Source organism: Pantoea sp. JV6 (genome assembly GCF_025910055.1).
GTDB lineage: Bacteria > Pseudomonadota > Gammaproteobacteria > Enterobacterales > Enterobacteriaceae > Pantoea > Pantoea agglomerans.
Window position 1 is genome coordinate 225,608 of record NZ_JAPCIM010000012.1, and the last position, 16,648, is coordinate 242,255.

13 protein-coding genes are annotated in these 16,648 nt (G+C 54.6%); 9 read left to right on the forward strand and 4 right to left on the reverse strand.

From position 1 onward, the window contains the following. Positions 1–97 precede the first annotated feature (97 nt). The gene (locus tag OK412_RS11385) at positions 98–1,399 is read right to left on the reverse strand and encodes a flippase (RefSeq protein ID WP_264353179.1); all 1,302 of its coding nucleotides are present in this window, start codon (positions 1,397–1,399) and stop codon (positions 98–100) included. Between the two features lie 83 nt (positions 1,400–1,482). Further along, a complete protein-coding gene (locus OK412_RS11390; protein ID WP_052270875.1) occupies positions 1,483–2,463 on the reverse strand; it encodes a glycosyltransferase family 2 protein in 981 nt (326 codons plus the stop codon). Positions 2,464–3,212: 749 nt separating this feature from the next. Between OK412_RS11390 and ssuE the strand changes: the two genes are divergently transcribed. The 5 genes from ssuE to ssuB are packed head-to-tail and all read left to right on the forward strand — an operon-like array spanning position 3,213 to position 7,474. Next, positions 3,213–3,764, forward strand: a complete 552-nt coding sequence (gene ssuE, locus OK412_RS11395) for an NADPH-dependent FMN reductase (RefSeq protein WP_010254991.1) — start codon at positions 3,213–3,215, stop codon at positions 3,762–3,764. Positions 3,765–3,775: 11 nt separating this feature from the next. Continuing rightward, positions 3,776–4,729, forward strand: a complete 954-nt coding sequence (locus OK412_RS11400) for a sulfonate ABC transporter substrate-binding protein (protein ID WP_258992360.1) — start codon at positions 3,776–3,778, stop codon at positions 4,727–4,729. Positions 4,730–4,738: 9 nt separating this feature from the next. After that, positions 4,739–5,887 carry an FMNH2-dependent alkanesulfonate monooxygenase gene (ssuD, locus tag OK412_RS11405; protein ID WP_033757171.1) on the forward strand — a complete coding sequence of 383 codons (1,149 nt, stop codon included), beginning with the start codon at positions 4,739–4,741 and terminating at the stop codon, positions 5,885–5,887. A gap of 10 nt (positions 5,888–5,897) precedes the next feature. Beyond that, entirely contained in the window at positions 5,898–6,689 is a 792-nt protein-coding gene (ssuC, locus tag OK412_RS11410; RefSeq protein WP_010254987.1) for an aliphatic sulfonate ABC transporter permease SsuC, read from the forward strand. Beyond that, a complete protein-coding gene (ssuB, locus tag OK412_RS11415; protein WP_010254985.1) occupies positions 6,686–7,474 on the forward strand; it encodes an aliphatic sulfonates ABC transporter ATP-binding protein in 789 nt (262 codons plus the stop codon). Before ssuC ends, ssuB begins: the two co-directional genes overlap by 4 nt. Positions 7,475–7,512: 38 nt before the next feature. Here the strand turns inward: ssuB and pepN are convergent, their stop codons facing one another. Continuing rightward, positions 7,513–10,128 carry an aminopeptidase N gene (pepN, locus tag OK412_RS11420; RefSeq protein ID WP_033766848.1) on the reverse strand — a complete coding sequence of 872 codons (2,616 nt, stop codon included), beginning with the start codon at positions 10,126–10,128 and terminating at the stop codon, positions 7,513–7,515. A gap of 243 nt (positions 10,129–10,371) precedes the next feature. Between pepN and pncB the strand changes: the two genes are divergently transcribed. The 4 genes from pncB (at position 10,372) to OK412_RS11440 (ending at position 15,973) form a co-directional block, all read left to right on the forward strand. Next, positions 10,372–11,577 (forward strand): nicotinate phosphoribosyltransferase, encoded by a 1,206-nt coding sequence (pncB, locus tag OK412_RS11425; RefSeq protein WP_010669771.1) that lies wholly within the window; start codon positions 10,372–10,374, stop codon positions 11,575–11,577. Positions 11,578–11,734: 157 nt separating this feature from the next. After that, positions 11,735–13,135 (forward strand): asparagine--tRNA ligase, encoded by a 1,401-nt coding sequence (gene asnS / locus OK412_RS11430; protein ID WP_264353180.1) that lies wholly within the window; start codon positions 11,735–11,737, stop codon positions 13,133–13,135. A 301-nt stretch (positions 13,136–13,436) separates the two neighbouring features. Next, positions 13,437–14,549, forward strand: a complete 1,113-nt coding sequence (gene ompF / locus OK412_RS11435; protein ID WP_033757163.1) for a porin OmpF — start codon at positions 13,437–13,439, stop codon at positions 14,547–14,549. 233 nt (positions 14,550–14,782) lie between these two features. Then, the gene (locus OK412_RS11440; RefSeq protein WP_083068540.1) at positions 14,783–15,973 is read left to right on the forward strand and encodes an amino acid aminotransferase; all 1,191 of its coding nucleotides are present in this window, start codon (positions 14,783–14,785) and stop codon (positions 15,971–15,973) included. Between the two features lie 42 nt (positions 15,974–16,015). Here OK412_RS11440 and OK412_RS11445 read toward each other — a convergent pair whose 3' ends face one another. Further along, positions 16,016–16,645, reverse strand: coding sequence for an MBL fold metallo-hydrolase (locus tag OK412_RS11445; protein ID WP_264353181.1), 630 nt, complete (start codon positions 16,643–16,645; stop codon positions 16,016–16,018). Positions 16,646–16,648 lie beyond the last annotated feature (3 nt).

Sequence of the window (16,648 nt, forward strand, 5' to 3'; positions counted from 1 at the left end):
GTGCACGGGAAATTGTGCGCCAGAATGGTAAAGTGCTCTGGCGCAAAAGTAAATCGAACAGCGGGGATGCATAAAACTATCTGAAAATGCTTTGATCTTACGCGGCGGAATCGTTTACGGGGTGATTTTTCACCTCAGAGGGAAACAGATATTCCCGCAGGATGCCGTGACGTTGCATGATGCCAAAAATACCGAGACAGACGAACGCTTCAGCCCCGACCATCGACCATGCGGCACCGATTGCGCCAAACTTCCACGCCAGGAAACAGCAGAGCGGCACGTTAACCACACCAGCGGCCATCATCACCCACATACGCTGGCGGGCCAGACCATGTGGGATCAGAATCTGTAATCCAGCCGGGTAGGCAATGTTGCCAAACAGGAAGCAGAGCACAAAGACGCGCAGCACATCCGCTGACGGGATAAAGTCTTTACCCAGCAATATTGAGACCACCAGGTCAGCAAAAAACCAGGTGAAGATTACAATCGACAGACTCAGGGAAAACGACAGCAGCAGGCTTTTGCGTGTCGCCGCAATCGCGGCCCGTTTATCCCGGCCGAACAGGTGGCTGACGCGCGGGAAGAAGGCGCTGCCGATCTGCTCCGGCACAGAGTTGGCCGCTTTACGCAGGCGATCGGCGCCGTTGTAGATCCCGACCATATAAGTCGAAGCAAAGGTGGCGAGAATCACCACGTTGACGCTGTTGAAAAGGTTAGCACCGGCGATGGCGATAAACACATCCATGCTGTCGGTGATGCGCTGTTTGATTTCGCGCGGTTCAAAGCGGTAGCGGCCTATGACTTTCATCTCCAGCACAAACTTCAGCGTAATCGCCGCGCTGATAATGGAGACCGCGCCAGGGATCAGGGCAGCCAGCCAGGTATCCTGCGGAGATTTCACCAGCAAAAAGGTCAGCGGAATCGCACAGAAGTTACCGAAGGTGGCGATCATCGCCGTCTTACCCAGCTTCTCAAAGCCCTGCATCAGCCAGCCGAATGAAAACAGCGAGCCGACCAGCGTGGTGCAGTTCGCCAGAATGATGAAGAACAGAGGGTGCCAGGAGGGATTGAACCAGGTCGCGGTCAGCAGCGTGCCGCTGGTGACCACCAGCAGCATCAGCTTGGCGTTGAATGTTGACCAGAAGAGCTGGCTGACGCGTTCTTTGTCATCACGATGGTGAGCAATATCTTTGGTGGTAAAGACATTGAATCCCCAGTCGGAGATGGTGCTGCAATAGAGGACGCAGGCGATCGCCAGCGCCAGCGTACCCATCTGCTCTACACCCAGAACGCGGGCAAGATAGGGCAGCGTGGCCAGCGGAAACAGAAACGATGCGCCACGGTAAGCCAGCAGCGAGAAAATATTAATAACCAGACTTTTATCGAGTACTTTTGCCATGTCGCAACAACCTTATACACATTGCATGTCTCACCTTCTCATTTCGCTAAGGCATAAACAATATCGCTAAAAATTTTTCAGAATCAGGCTGCGCGCTTGAGCTCTTTTTTAACCTTGTAGTGCTGCAGCGCAATAAAGAGCTCCGGGCGATTAAACAACAACCACTCTTTAAGATTTTCTGATTTTACATTACGACCCATAAAGCGAATGGCATTACAGACATATTCCGGCACCGGCGTTTTATTATAGAGAGACAAATAGATCATCAGACGGAACGAGTGAAGTAAATAAGATTTTTCCAGCGAACTACGCCAGGCTGATTTAGGGAGCGAACTGGTTAACGTATTATAAGCATGCATAAAAGCGTCATAGCGCTGATAGAAAAACTCATTGCCTTTGGTACTGTTGGTCAGTGAACCACTGCGGATGCGCTGCTTATAATAGACCTGACGGCTGACCCATGCGTGCTGGCATTTCATAAACACGGAGAGCGTAAAGTTGTGGTCTTCATGAACCCGACGTACAAAGCGCAACTTATGCTGTTCAATGACGCTTTTTCTTAAGGCGTAATTCCAGACGGCAGAGGTATATCTGCCATTACGCAGCAGGCGCAGAAAAACCTCCTGTGGTTTCTGCTGGCCAAACTGGTCATGCTTCACTTTTGGCGAGGTGATATCAATGTGGCCATCTTCATAGACGCAGGAGTTAAAACAGAAAAGATCCGTTTCAGGATGCTTCTCCGCCACCATTGCCAGCTCAGTGACGAGGCCATCAACCACGACATCATCCGGGTCACAGAAAAAGAGAAACTGACCCTTTGCCAGTGCAATGCCGGTGTCCCGTGCATTGCCGAGGCCGCCATTTTCAATGGTGATCACTTTCACCTGAGAAAGGTGTGCATAATTCTGTTCAATTAAGGCTAATGTTCCATCAGTAGATCCATCATTCACAATGATTATTTCATTGGGCGCTTTAACCTGGCGTAATAACGAATCGACGCACTCTACAATATATTTCTCAACATTGTAGGTTGGAATAATAACGGATAACAGGATGTCAGACATATGCAATTCTCTGCTGTTAGAAAATGACAATACGATTCACCTGCCTGATGCAGGTTCTGACCAGAGGCGAAACGTCGAAAAGAGTAAGGCGCGATTATCATGATTGCTTTCATTGAGCCCGATTATCTTAAACCTGTAATGCGAAAAAAGACCAGCCGTAAAAATCATCTTAATGTTTAATGTGAGCATCACTCTTAACGAAAGTGCATCTATAGCCCGCAGTAATGTTAAAACCGTTGAGGATCGATTTAAATTAGCCCTGCAAAGCAGACGTAACCAGATTCAGAAATCTGTAAGCGAACATCTGAAACGATGAATAAGTTCAGCATTCCTTCATTATTATTACAGTTTGCTTTCTGCAATAAATCTTAATCTTTGGCAGAGGCTGCCGCAGATAAGCTGATTCTGTGCTGCTTCGCAGCGCTATTTTGTCAGCCGTTGCGCTTTATGCGCCGCGCCACTCTCAGAAAAAATGATTAAGCAATCAGACGAAAGATATTTTTTCTGCTCAACCGACACATTTTGACGATCTCGTATCATGCCCCTTAATGAATTGTTCCGCTGCCGACACATAATTTAAGAATTATCGGAAGCGGCGATGCTGACATCTGTCGCAACGCCTTCTATTTGCAGATTTCACCCTTACTTTGCCGGATAAATCATTTAAGCCCACTCCCCTGCTCTGACAGTATGAAGGCATAAGTTCTCAACATTTGATAATCAATAACTTTTAGTTATAAGGAGTGATGATGCGAGTTATTACGCTGGCAGGCAGCCCACGATTCCCCTCCCGCTCAACCTCACTGCTGACGCTGTGTCAGCACAAGCTGGAGGCGCGTGGTATTGAAGTCATTCCGTGGAATATTCACAACTTTCAGCCTGACGATTTAATCAATGCGCGTTTTGATGCACCTGCGCTTCTCGCCCTGCGTGACGATCTGGCTTCGGCTGATGGACTGATTATTGCGACACCTATCTATAAAGCGTCGTTTTCGGGTGCGCTGAAGACGCTGCTCGATCTGCTGCCTGAACGCGCACTGGAACACAAAGTCGTTTTACCGCTGGCCAGCGGCGGCAGTGCCGGTCATATGCTGGCGCTGGACTACGCCCTGAAGCCGGTGCTCAACGCCTTAAAGGCGCAGGAGATCCTGCATGGTGTTTATGCCGAGGATCATCAGATCAGTCATTACGACCGTCAGCCCGAACTGCAGGATTCACTGTCACAGCGCCTGGATGAGGCCGTCTCCGCCTTCTGGCTGGCACTGACCCGTCACCACCATCCCGTTGCGCAAGCGGTATAAGGAAGCGATCGATGAAGCTGAGATTAGGAAAGTGGCTGGTGGCCGGACTTCTGCTGGCCGGCCTTCAGGTACAGGCCGCCGAATCCGATCCGTCTGAGATTCGCATCGGCTATCAAAAAGGTTCGGTCAGCATGGTGCTGGCGAAGTCACATCAGTTACTGGAGAAGCGTTTTCCCCATACCCGGATTAAGTGGATCGAGTTTCCTGCAGGCCCACAAATGCTGGAAGCGCTGAATATCAACAGTATCGACCTGGGCAGTACCGGTGATCTTCCCCCGCTGTTTGCCCAGGCCGCGGGCGCGGATCTGCTCTATGTCGGCGCGGAGCCGCCAAAACCCAAAGCGGAAGTGATTCTGGTGCCAAAAAGCAGCCCGCTGAAACAGGTTGCGGATCTGAAAGGCAAGAAAGTGGCTTTCCAGAAAGGCTCCAGCTCTCACAACTTACTGCTGCGCGCCTTACAGCAGGCGGGTCTGACCTTTAAAGACATCACGCCGGTCTATCTCACCCCCGCCGATGCGCGCGCCGCCTTCCAGCAGGGTGACGTTGATGCCTGGGCAATCTGGGACCCATACTATTCATCGGTGATGCTGCAGGGGAATTCGCGCCTGCTGATTGATGGCAGCTCCCTTAACCTGACCGGCTCCTTTTATTTAGCGACCCGCAGCTACGCCGAAGCCCATGGCGCGTTTATTCAGCAGGTGCTCGACACCTTCAGCACTGCTGACGCGCTGACAATCAGCCAGCGTCAGCAGAGCACCACGTTACTGGCGCAGGCGATGGGCTTGCCCGAACCGGTTATCGCCAGCTACCTCAGCCATCGGCCGCCAACCCGCATTTCGCCGGTCAGTGCCGAAACCGCGGCCGCCCAGCAGCGCACCGCTGACCTGTTCTATGCCAATCATCTCTTGCCAGTAAAAGTGACGATTCAGGATCGCATCTGGCATCCGCATACCGTGACGCAATAAGGAGCAACAATGAGCGTATCCATTTTCTGGTTCCTGCCGACGCATGGCGACGGCCACTATCTTGGTACTGCCGAAGGGGCGCGACCGGTTGATCACGCCTACCTGCAACAGGTGGCGCAGGCCGCTGACCGCCTTGGCTTTGGCGGCGTACTGATCCCGACCGGCCGCTCCTGTGAAGATGCCTGGCTGGTTGCCGCCTCGCTGATTCCGGTGACGCAGCGCCTGCGATTCCTGGTGGCGTTGCGTCCTGGGGTGATTTCACCAACCCAGGCAGCGCGTCAGGCCGCCACGCTGGACCGTCTTTCTAACGGACGTGCGCTGTTTAATCTGGTGACCGGCGGCGATCCGGAAGAGCTGGCGGGCGACGGCGTGTTTCTCGATCACCGCGAGCGTTACGCGGAATCCGCCGAGTTTACCCGCGTCTGGCGCCGGGTGCTGGAAGGCGAAACCGTCGATTATGAAGGCAAGCACGTGAAGGTTCGCGGTGCGCGTCTGATGTTTAAACCGGTGCAGCAGCCTCGTCCCCCGCTGTGGTTTGGCGGCTCTTCTGAACCCGCCCAGGAGCTGGCGGCCGAACAGGTCGATGTTTACCTCACCTGGGGCGAACCCCCTGCGCAGGTTAAAGAGAAGATTGATCAGGTGCGTGCGAAAGCGGCAGCCCAGGGACGCACCGTCCGGTTCGGCATCCGTCTGCATGTGATCGTGCGTGAAACCAATGAAGAGGCCTGGCAGGCCGCAGACAAACTGATTGCCAATGTGGATGACGCCACCATCGCGAAAGCGCAGGCGGCGTTCCAGCGGGCAGATTCTGTGGGGCAGCGCCGGATGGCCGCACTGCATGGCGGTCGCCGCGACAAGCTCGAAATCAGCCCTAACCTGTGGGCAGGCGTCGGCCTGGTGCGCAGCGGAGCCGGGACCGCGCTGGTCGGCGATGGCCCGACCGTGGCCGCTCGCATCAAAGAGTATGAAGCGCTGGGCATTGAGACCTTTATCCTGTCGGGTTATCCGCACCTGGAAGAGGCTTATCGCGTCGGCGAACTGCTGTTCCCGCATCTTGATCTGCAGATTCCACTGGTGCCCCAGCCGCGCGTGGTTCAGGCACACGGTGAAGCGGTAGCCAACGATTTTACCCCTGAGAAAAAAGTCGCCCGGGGCTGAGGAGAGCATGATGACCAGAACCCGAAAACGCCTTGCTGATACGCTGGTGCCCTGGCTGCTGCCGACGCTGCTGGTCGTGGTGTGGCAGATTGCCTCGCAAACCGGCTGGTTGTCGACCCGTATTCTGCCCGCACCGGAGAAAATTGTGACCACCTTCTGGCAGCTGACCGCCAGTGGTGAACTCTGGCAGCATCTGGCGATCAGTAGCTGGCGGGCGTTGATCGGCTTCAGTATCGGCGGCTCTATCGGCCTGCTACTCGGGCTGATTACCGGCACCTCCAGAACCGGTGAACGACTGCTGGATACCTCGGTACAGATGCTGCGCAATGTGCCGCATCTGGCGCTGATCCCGCTGGTAATCCTCTGGTTCGGTATTGATGAGTCCGCCAAGATCTTTCTGGTGGCGCTGGGTACGCTGTTCCCGATCTACCTGAATACTTATCACGGCATCCGCAACATCGATCGCGGGCTCGTTGAGATGGCGCGCAGCTATGGCCTTTCCGGCTGGAGCCTGTTTATTCAGGTGATCCTGCCCGGCGCGCTGCCCAATATTATGGTCGGCGTGCGTTTCGCGCTGGGCCTGATGTGGCTGACGCTGATTGTCGCAGAGACCATCTCTGCCAACGCGGGTATCGGCTATCTGGCCATGAACGCGCGTGAATTCCTGCAGACCGATGTGGTGGTGGTCGCCATTATTCTTTACGCCCTGCTCGGCAAACTGGCGGATGTCGCCGCGTTGTTGCTTGAACGTGTCTGGCTGCGCTGGCATCCCGCTTATCAACTGAAGGAGGAGAACGCATGAGCCAGACTCTCTCACCGGCGCGCCTGAACACCGGCACCCCGGTTGGCGTTAACGGCGTCAGTAAACAGTATGGCAGCCGCACCATTCTGAATAAGATTGACCTGCATATTCCCTCAGGTCAGTTTGTGGCGGTGGTGGGTCGCAGCGGCTGTGGCAAAAGCACGCTGCTGCGCCTGCTGGCCGGTCTCGAACAGAGCTCCAGCGGTGAACTGCTGGCAGGCAATGCGCCGCTGCAGTCGGCTCGTGAAGATACCCGCCTGATGTTTCAGGATGCGCGACTGCTGCCGTGGAAAAAAGTGATCGATAACGTCGGGCTGGGTCTGCGCGGACGCGAATGGCGCAGCGCGGCGCTGGATGCACTGGCGGCGGTAGGCCTCGCCGATCGGGCTGATGAGTGGCCAGCCGCCCTCTCCGGCGGCCAGAAACAGCGCGTCGCACTGGCCAGAGCGCTGATCCACCGGCCCGGTTTACTGCTGCTGGATGAACCGCTGGGGGCGCTGGATGCCCTGACCCGCATTGAGATGCAGGGATTGATTGAGTCACTGTGGCAGCAGCATCACTTTACCGTGCTGCTGGTCACGCATGATGTCAGTGAAGCGGTGGTGATGGCAGATCGCGTGCTGTTGATCGAAGAGGGTCAGATCGGGCTGGATCTGCTGGTGGATCTGCCCCGTCCCCGCCGTCGCGGATCGGCGCGGCTGGCCGAGCTGGAAGCGGAGGTACTGGATCGGGTCATGCAGCGTACGGAACGACCGCAGCCGGTTCGTTACGCGCAGCAGCGCTGAAAAAAGGGGAGTGTCTCAGACACTCCCCTTTTTAATTATCAGGCGTTCAGTGCCCGGGTAATTTTCTCGTAGAGGTCGCCAGAGAGTTTATCCAGCTCCAGCAGCTGCTCCAGCGCCTGGCGCATCATCGCCTGACGGCCTTCGTCATAACGTTTCAGGCGAATCAGCGGCTCCACCATCCGCGCCGCAACCTGCGGATTGCGGGTGTTAAGGTCGGTAAGCATCTCCACCAGGAACTTGTACCCGCTGCCATCTTTAGCATGGAAGGCGGCAGGGTTAGCCGAGGCAAAGGCACCCACCAGCGAGCGAACACGGTTCGGATTACTCATGGTGAAGGAGCGATGATTCAGAAGCTGACGCACATTGCGCATCACGTTAGCGGCCGGACTGGTCGCCTGCAGCACAAACCATTTGTCCATCACCAGACCATCCTGATGCCAGCGCTCATCGTAAGCTGCCAGCAGCGCATCACGGCACGGTAACTGTGCCGCAACAGCAGCAGAAAGCGCCGCCAGCGCATCGGTCATGTTGGTCGCCTGGTGATACTGCGTCTGCACCAGTTTATCCGCCAGCTGCGCATCGCTGAAGGCGAGATAGGTCAGGCAGATATTTTTCAGGCTGCGCTGACCTATCGCGTCATGCTCCACGCGGTATTCAGGCTGCTGATTGGCGTTGTAGATCGCAAAAAACTCATCGGCCAGTTCGCGTGCCAGCGTGCGTTGCAGCGCGTCACGCACCAGCGCAATCGCCTGCGGATCGATAGTATCAAACAGCTCGGCAATCTCATTTTCCGACGGCAGCGTCAGAATCAGCGCGGTCAGTGCCGGGTCGCAGTCGGTATCCAGCAGCACCGCACGGAAGGCATCGGCCACATGCAGCGGCAGTGACAGATGCTGGCCCTGCTGATAGCGGGCAACATTCAGACGGATATAGGTCGCCAGCAGGCTCTGAGCCGCATCCCAGCGGGAGAAGTCGTTGCGTGCATGACGCATCAGGAAGGTGAGCTGAGCATCACTCCATTTGTAATCAAGCTTCACCGGGGCAGAGAATTCGCGCAGCAGCGACGGCACTGGCTGGAAGTAGACATTATCGAAAATAAAGGTCTGGAACTCCTCGGTGACATTCAGCACATGATGTACCGGATGACCATTATTCTGCAGCGGGATCACCTTGCCTTCGCCATCGTAGAGTTCAATATCCAGCGGGATATGCAGCGGCAGCTTCTCTTTCTGATCGGCAGTCGCAGGCGTGTGCTGCGTGACGTGCAGCGTATACTGCTCCAGCTCCGGGTTGTAATCGTCGCGCACCGTCAGCACTGGCGTACCGGACTGGCTGTACCAGCGGCGGAACTGCGACAGGTCAACATTCGAGGCATCTTCCATCGCCTGAACAAAATCATCACAGGTGGCGGCGCTGCCGTCGTGGCGATCAAAATAGAGCTTCATGCCCTTCTGGAAATTCTCTTCACCCAGCAGGGTGTGCATCATACGGATCACTTCTGACCCTTTTTCATACACCGTCAGGGTATAGAAGTTGTTCATCTCGATGACCTGATCCGGACGGATCGGGTGTGCCATCGGGCTGGCATCTTCGGCGAACTGCGCACCGCGTACGATACGCACGTTATCAATGCGGTTCACCGCGCGTGAGCCCAGATCAGAGCTGAACTCCTGATCGCGGAACACTGTCAGTCCCTCTTTCAGGCTGAGCTGGAACCAGTCGCGGCAGGTCACGCGGTTACCGGTCCAGTTATGGAAATATTCGTGACCGATAACCGCTTCAATGCCCAGGTAATCTTTGTCCGTCGCCGTTTCCGCTTTAGCCAGCACATATTTGGCATTGAAGACGTTAAGGCCTTTGTTCTCCATGGCGCCCATGTTGAAGAAGTCCACCGCCACGATCATAAAGATGTCGAGGTCATACTCCAGACCGAAACGCTCTTCATCCCACTTCATGCTGTTTTTTAGCGAGGTCATCGCCCAGTCGGCACGGTCGAGGTTACCGCGATCGACGAAGATCTCCAGCGCCACATCACGTCCTGAACGGGTGGTGAAGCTGTCGCGTAGCACGTCGAAATCGCCCGCCACCAGCGCAAACAGGTAGCAGGGTTTCGGGAACGGATCCTGCCACTTCACCCAGCTGCGACCCTGCTCATCCCGGCCGCTGTCAATGCGGTTACCGTTGGAGAGCAGGAATGGATAACGCTCACCGTCGGCATAGATGGTGGTGGTAAAGCGCGCCAGCACGTCGGGGCGATCGAGATACCAGGTAATATGACGGAAGCCTTCAGCCTCACATTGGGTGCAGAGCGCCTCGCCCGATTTATACAGCCCTTCCAGCGCGGTGTTCTGGTCCGGATGAATATCGTTAATAATTTTCAGGGTGAAGCTTTCCGGCAGCTGGCTGATGACCAGTGCGCCCTCTTCTTCACGGAAGGCCGTCCAGGCTTGCCCGTCGACCTCCAGCGCAATCAGCGTTAACGCTTCGCCGTCCAGTCGCAGCTCAGCCTGGCTGTCGCCCAGCCGTTTAACCTGGCTGATGGCCGTTACGCGGGTGGTGGACGCATCCAGTTCAAAAGTTAAATCGATATCGGTGATGGTGTACTCAGGCGCACGGTAGTCGTGGCGATACTTGATTTGGGGCTGTTGCGTCATATTGCGTCTCGCGTTGTTATAAGTTTACCGGCAAAGTCTAAGCTTGTTACTACAAGCTTGCCACGCACAATGCACCTAAAGGGTGAAATGGCTACACTTTGTTAACAATGGCACAGATTGGCCTCGACCCGCCCGTCTGAAATATGCTGTGATCGGCTTCAGATAGTGAATTATACTTTTGCGTCTTTATGACTGTGTACAACACCGGGCTCTGCGCCACCGAACAGGATGCTGAAACGCGCCATGACAGGACATGCTTCCCCGATACTGACCTCGCTGCTGGATACGGACGCCTATAAGCTCCATATGCAGCAGGCCGTTTTCCACCGCTATCATGACATAACGGTGGCGGCGGAGTTTCGCTGCCGCGGCGACGAACTGCTGGGTCTCTACGCTGACGAAATTCGTGACGCGATAACCGCAATGCAACACCTGGCGCTGACTGATGATGAAGCGACCTGGTTGTCTCACCTTCCCTTCTTCCGGCAGGATTACCTCAGCTGGTTACGCCAGTTCCGCTATAACCCGGATCAGGTTGAGGTGCGCAATCACCATGGCAAGCTGGAACTCCGTATTCAGGGGCCGTGGCGCGAAGTGATCATGTGGGAGGTGCCGCTGCTGGCGCTGATCAGTGAGATTGTGCATCGTCATCGCACGCCACAGGTCACCACTCAGCAGGCACTTGACCATTTACATCAGAAACTCGGCGACTTTAAAGCCCAGGTGGCTGACCTTGATATGTCACGCTTCCGCCTGATGGATTTCGGCACCCGTCGTCGCTATTCGCAGGATGTGCAGCAGTCGATCGTCTCAACGCTGAAACAGGAATTTCCGTGGCTGATTGGCACCAGTAACTATGATCTGGCGCGCCGTTTGTCACTGACGCCGGTGGGAACACAGGCGCATGAGTGGTTCCAGGCCTTCCAGCAGATCAGTCCGGTACTGGCCAACAGCCAGCGCGCGGCGTTACAGGCGTGGCTGGATGAGTATGACGATAAGCTGGGCATCGCCCTGACCGATTGCATCGCTATGGACGCCTTTCTGCGTGATTTCGGTCCGGTGTTTGCCCGCCGCTACCAGGGACTGCGCCACGACTCCGGCGATCCGGTCGAATGGGGCGAGAAAGCCCTCGCCCACTACCAGAAGCTGGGTATCGATCCGCAAAGCAAACACCTGGTCTTTTCTGACAACCTGAATCTCGACAAAGCGCTGGCGCTTTACCGCCACTTTGGCCAGCGGACGAACGTGGTGTTCGGCATCGGAACCCGCCTCACCTGCGATATTCCGGGCGTGACGCCACTGAACATCGTTATCAAACTGGTGCAGTGCAATGGCAAGCCGGTGGCGAAACTCTCAGACAGCCCGGGAAAAACCATCTGCCAGGATAAAGCCTTTGTCAGGGCCCTGCGTAAAGCTTTTGATCTGCCGCTGGTGAAAAAAGCGAGTTAATCCTCTTCTTATCGGGGCGTTGATACGCCCCGCCTCTGCTGTAATAAATCTGCTTTCCCCCTGAATTTTGCTTGTTTCCTGAAGACTCGCAAGTAACATAGCAAAACCCCGGATGGGGCAACTTTTTTACTCACTTCTTCTATATAGAGAGATATTTATGAGCGTAGTGCCTGTAGCGGACGTACTGCACGGTCGCGTCGCGGTTGACAGTGAAGTCACCGTACGTGGTTGGGTGCGTACCCGAAGAGATTCCAAAGCCGGTCTTTCCTTCATCGCTGTCTATGACGGCTCCTGCTTTAATCCCGTTCAGGCTGTCGTCAATAATTCTCTGAATAATTATCAGGATGAAGTGCTGCGTCTGACCACGGGCTGTTCCGTTATCGTCACCGGTAAAGTGGTGGCCTCACCGGGTCAGGGCCAGGCGTTTGAGATTCAGGCGACCAGCCTGGAAGTCGTAGGCTGGGTGGAAGATCCCGACAGCTACCCGATGGCGGCGAAACGCCACAGCATCGAGTATCTGCGCGAAGTCGCTCACCTGCGTCCGCGTACCAACCTGATTGGCGCGGTCGCCCGCGTTCGTCACACCCTGGCGCAGGCGCTGCATCGCTTCTTCCATGAAAATGGCTATTTCTGGGTCTCGACGCCGCTGATTACCGCCTCCGATACCGAAGGTGCCGGCGAAATGTTCCGTGTCTCTACGCTGGATATGGAAAACCTGCCGCGTAACGATCAGGGCAAAGTTGACTTCAGCGAAGATTTCTTTGGTAAAGAGGCGTTCCTGACCGTTTCAGGTCAGCTGAATGGCGAAACCTATGCCAGCGCCCTGTCGAAGATCTACACCTTCGGTCCGACGTTCCGCGCAGAGAACTCCAACACCAGCCGCCATCTGGCGGAATTCTGGATGCTGGAGCCGGAAATCGCTTTTGCCTCACTGGATGATGCCGCTGCACTGGCCGAATCAATGCTGAAGTATGTCTTCAACGCGGTGCTGGAAGAGCGTGCCGATGACATGGCCTTCTTTGCTGAGCGGGTAGATAAAGAGGCGGTTGAGCGCCTGCAGCGTTTCATCACCACCGATTTCGCGCAGGTGGATTACGCCGATGCGGTTGAGATCCTGATGAACTGCGGTCAGACCTTCGAAAACCCGGTTTCCTGGGGTATTGACCTCTCCTCTGAGCATGAGCGTTACCTGGCGGAGAAACACTTTAAAGCGCCGGTGGTGGTGAAAAACTATCCGAAAGACATTAAAGCGTTCTATATGCGCCTGAATGACGATGGCAAAACCGTGGCGGCGATGGATGTTCTGGCGCCAGGCATTGGTGAGATCATTGGCGGTTCACAGCGTGAAGAACGTCTGGATGTCCTGGATGCGCGTCTGGAAGAGATGGGTCTGAATAAAGAAGATTACTGGTGGTATCGTGACCTGCGTCGCTACGGTACCGTGCCACATTCTGGCTTTGGATTAGGCTTTGAACGTTTAATCGCCTATGTCACCGGCGTACAAAATGTCAGGGACGTCATCCCCTTCCCGCGCACCCCACGCAACGCGAGTTTCTGATATTCGGCATTAAATATAAGAAATTCATATATATAACGAGGTCGGCACTGCCGGCCTTTTTTTATTTTTGTAAATTTTGAGTTCTCTCACAAAGTTCCGTGTTTTTTACATTTTGTAATACATATTTTCTTACTGAAACAAGATTACGAGTTTAGTAGCATTTAAGCGCTAGAATTACGGCGGGTGGGATGGAAAGATGCGTGCAGACACAGGAAGACACCAAACTTCGTTCAGGGTTCCCGTAAAGGTTTCTTGACGGCAGTGGCAGGTGTACAAATAACTCCAATGAGGGTAATGAATAATGATGAAGCGCAATATTCTTGCAGTGGTTATCCCTGCTCTGTTAGCCGCCGGCGCAGCAAACGCTGCAGAAATCTATAACAAAGACGGCAACAAACTGGACCTGTACGGTAAAGCTGTTGGCCTGCACTATTTTTCAGATGACGATAGCAACAATGGCGACCAGTCATATGTTCGTTTCGGCTTCAAAGGCGAAACCCAGATCAATGACCAGATGACCGGTTACGGTCAGTGGGAATACAACATTCAGGCGAACAACTCTGAAGGTAGTTCTGACGCGCAAGATGGCAACAAAACCCGTCTGGGCTTTGCCGGTCTGAAATTCGGCGACGCTGGCTCAATTGACTACGGCCGTAACTACGGTGTGGTTTACGATGCAATCGGCTGGACCGATATGCTGCCAGAGTTCGGTGGCGACTCAGGATACTCAGATAACTTCATGAATGGTCGTAGCACCGGCCTGCTGACCTACCGTAACACCAATTTCTTTGGCCTGGTTGATGGCTGGGACTTTGCTGCTCAGTATCAGGGTAAAAATGATCGTGCAGACATCCGTCGTGCGAACGGTGATGGCTACGGTGTTTCAACCACTTACGTATCTCCAATCGGTGTAGGCTTCGCTGCAGCGTATAGCAGCAGCGACCGTACTAATGCGCAGTCTGCTGGTACAGTACGTAATACCGATACCAATACCAACGTAGGTACTGGTGTTGGCGAAGGTAAACGTGCTGAAAACTGGGCAACCGCTCTGAAATATGATGCCAACAATGTCTATTTAGCTGCGATGTATGGTGAGACTCGCAACTCTACACCTATCAACTCAGGTGACTTTACAGCGTTCGCAAACAAAGCTCAGAACATTGAGTTGGTTGCACAGTATCAGTTCGACTTCGGTCTGCGTCCATCCATTGCCTACGTTCAGTCTAAAGGCAAAGATATTGAAGGCGTGGGCGATGCTGACCTGATTAAATACATCGACGTTGGCGCGACTTACTACTTCAACAAAAACATGTCTACCTATGTTGATTACAAAATCAACCAGCTGGATGACAACAACCCACTGGGTATCAATACAGACGACGTGGTTGGTGTAGGCCTGGTTTACCAGTTCTAATCCTGCTTAAACATGTTGAAAAACGGGGCTACGGCCCCGTTTTTTTATGGCTGCTATTCCCAACAGGTGCGTTTTTCCTCGCGCCTTTACCGCGCTTTAATCACTACCTTTCCCCGTCACGCAATCCACACTACAAAATGTATGAATTTGTCTCGCAAACGGTTGGCATTTGACTGGCCGGACGCTAACCTGAGAGCTCTTTTCGCTAAAGTTCACGCTAATGGACCTGACACATGTTTGAATCGATCTCTGCTGCACCCGCCGATCCTATTCTTGGGCTGGCCGATCTGTTTCGTGCTGACGACCGCCCGGAAAAAATCAATCTGGGCATTGGCGTCTATAAAGACGAAACCGGCAAGACCCCGGTGCTGACCAGTGTTAAAAAAGCTGAGCAATATCTGCTGGAAAATGAAACCACCAAAAACTATCTCAGTATTGATGGTCTGGCTGATTTTGCCCGTTGCACACAGGCCCTGCTGTTCGGCAACCAGAGCCCGCTAATCACCGCTGGCCGCGCTCGCACGGCTCAGACACCGGGTGGTACAGGCGCGCTACGCGTTGCAGCCGATTTCCTCGCCACGCAAACCTCGGTGAAGCGGGTCTGGATCAGCAATCCGAGTTGGCCGAATCACAACAATGTGTTCAATGCTGCCGGTCTTGAAGTCTGTGAATACCACTATTATGACGCTGCAAACCATACGCTCGATTTCGATGGTATGCTGGCGTCACTGAAACAGGTTCAGCCAGGCGACGTGGTGCTGTTCCATGGCTGCTGCCATAACCCGACCGGTATCGACCCGACCGCCGAGCAGTGGCAACAGCTGGCGCAGCTGTCACAGGCCAATGGCTGGCTGCCGTTGTTCGACTTCGCTTACCAGGGTTTTGCCCGTGGTCTGGAGGAAGATGCAGAAGGCTTGCGTATTTTTGCCGCCTCGCATCAGGAACTGATCGTCGCCAGCTCTTACTCCAAGAATTTTGGCCTGTATAACGAGCGTGTCGGTGCCATCACGCTGGTTGCCGCCGAAGCGAGCGTGGCAGATACCGCGTTCAGTCAGGTGAAGTACACCATTCGCGCGAACTACTCCAATCCGCCGGCACATGGCGCCGCCATCGTCGCCACAATTCTGGGCAACGATACCCTGCGTACCATCTGGGAGCAGGAGCTGTCGGACATGCGTCAGCGCATTCAGCGCATGCGCCAGCTCTTCGTAAACACGCTGGCGGAGAAAGGCGCACAGCGCGACTTCAGCTTTATTATTAAGCAGAACGGCATGTTCTCGTTCAGTGGCTTAACCAAAGAGCAGGTCATTCGCCTGCGTGAAGAGTTTGGCGTCTACGCGGTGAACTCAGGGCGGGTGAATGTGGCGGGCATGACGCCAGACAATATGTCGGCGCTGTGCGAAGCGATTGTCGCCGTGCTGTAAGCAGGATGACCGAATTGAAAAATGGGCCTGCTGGCCCATTTTTTATTGCAGGAAAGGATTACTGATGCGTTCATGCCCCAGCGTAGAAATCGGGCCGTGACCGGGCAGAAAAGTGACATCATCGCCCAGCGGCAGCAGTTTCGTGCGGATAGCATTGATTAACTGCTGATGATCGCCCTGCGGGAAGTCTGTGCGTCCCACACCACCATTAAAAATCACGTCACCTGAAATCAGTAACCGTCCTGGCCGATCGAAGAGCACCACGTGGCCAGGCGAATGGCCCGGACAATGCAGCACTTCCAGCGTGGTCAGCCCTACCTGTACGCTCTCCCCCTCTTCCAGCCAGCGATCTGGGGTAAAAGGCGCGCACTCATCAAGTCCGAACATCCGGCTCTGGGTAGGCAGCGCCTCCAGCCAGAATGCATCACGCTTTTGTGGTCCGACAATCGGAATCTGCCAGAAGGCAGCCAGCTCGACGGCAGCCCCGACGTGATCAAGGTGCCCATGGGTCAGCAGAATCCGGGAAGGTTTAAGCTGGCGTTGTTCCAGCGTCTCTTTGATCAGATCGGCATCGCCGCCTGGATCAACCAGCGCGGCTTCACGAGTAGACTCGCACCAGATAACTGAACAATTCTGGGCAAACGCGGTAACAGGAATAATGTGGTAATTCATAAC

Excerpts from the sequence above, each read along its gene's own strand:
- OK412_RS11445 (WP_264353181.1), bottom strand. The coding sequence starts at position 16,645 with ATGAATTACCACATTATTCCTGTTACCGCGTTTGCCCAGAATTGTTCA.
- asnS (WP_264353180.1), top strand. The coding sequence starts at position 11,735 with ATGAGCGTAGTGCCTGTAGCGGACGTACTGCACGGTCGCGTCGCGGTT.
- OK412_RS11400 (WP_258992360.1), top strand. The coding sequence starts at position 3,776 with ATGAAGCTGAGATTAGGAAAGTGGCTGGTGGCCGGACTTCTGCTGGCC.
- pepN (WP_033766848.1), bottom strand. The coding sequence starts at position 10,128 with ATGACGCAACAGCCCCAAATCAAGTATCGCCACGACTACCGTGCGCCT.
- ssuC (WP_010254987.1), top strand. The coding sequence starts at position 5,898 with ATGACCAGAACCCGAAAACGCCTTGCTGATACGCTGGTGCCCTGGCTG.
- OK412_RS11385 (WP_264353179.1), bottom strand. The coding sequence starts at position 1,399 with ATGGCAAAAGTACTCGATAAAAGTCTGGTTATTAATATTTTCTCGCTG.
- ssuB (WP_010254985.1), top strand. The coding sequence starts at position 6,686 with ATGAGCCAGACTCTCTCACCGGCGCGCCTGAACACCGGCACCCCGGTT.
- ompF (WP_033757163.1), top strand. The coding sequence starts at position 13,437 with ATGATGAAGCGCAATATTCTTGCAGTGGTTATCCCTGCTCTGTTAGCC.
- ssuD (WP_033757171.1), top strand. The coding sequence starts at position 4,739 with ATGAGCGTATCCATTTTCTGGTTCCTGCCGACGCATGGCGACGGCCAC.
- pncB (WP_010669771.1), top strand. The coding sequence starts at position 10,372 with ATGACAGGACATGCTTCCCCGATACTGACCTCGCTGCTGGATACGGAC.
- OK412_RS11440 (WP_083068540.1), top strand. The coding sequence starts at position 14,783 with ATGTTTGAATCGATCTCTGCTGCACCCGCCGATCCTATTCTTGGGCTG.
- OK412_RS11390 (WP_052270875.1), bottom strand. The coding sequence starts at position 2,463 with ATGTCTGACATCCTGTTATCCGTTATTATTCCAACCTACAATGTTGAG.
- ssuE (WP_010254991.1), top strand. The coding sequence starts at position 3,213 with ATGCGAGTTATTACGCTGGCAGGCAGCCCACGATTCCCCTCCCGCTCA.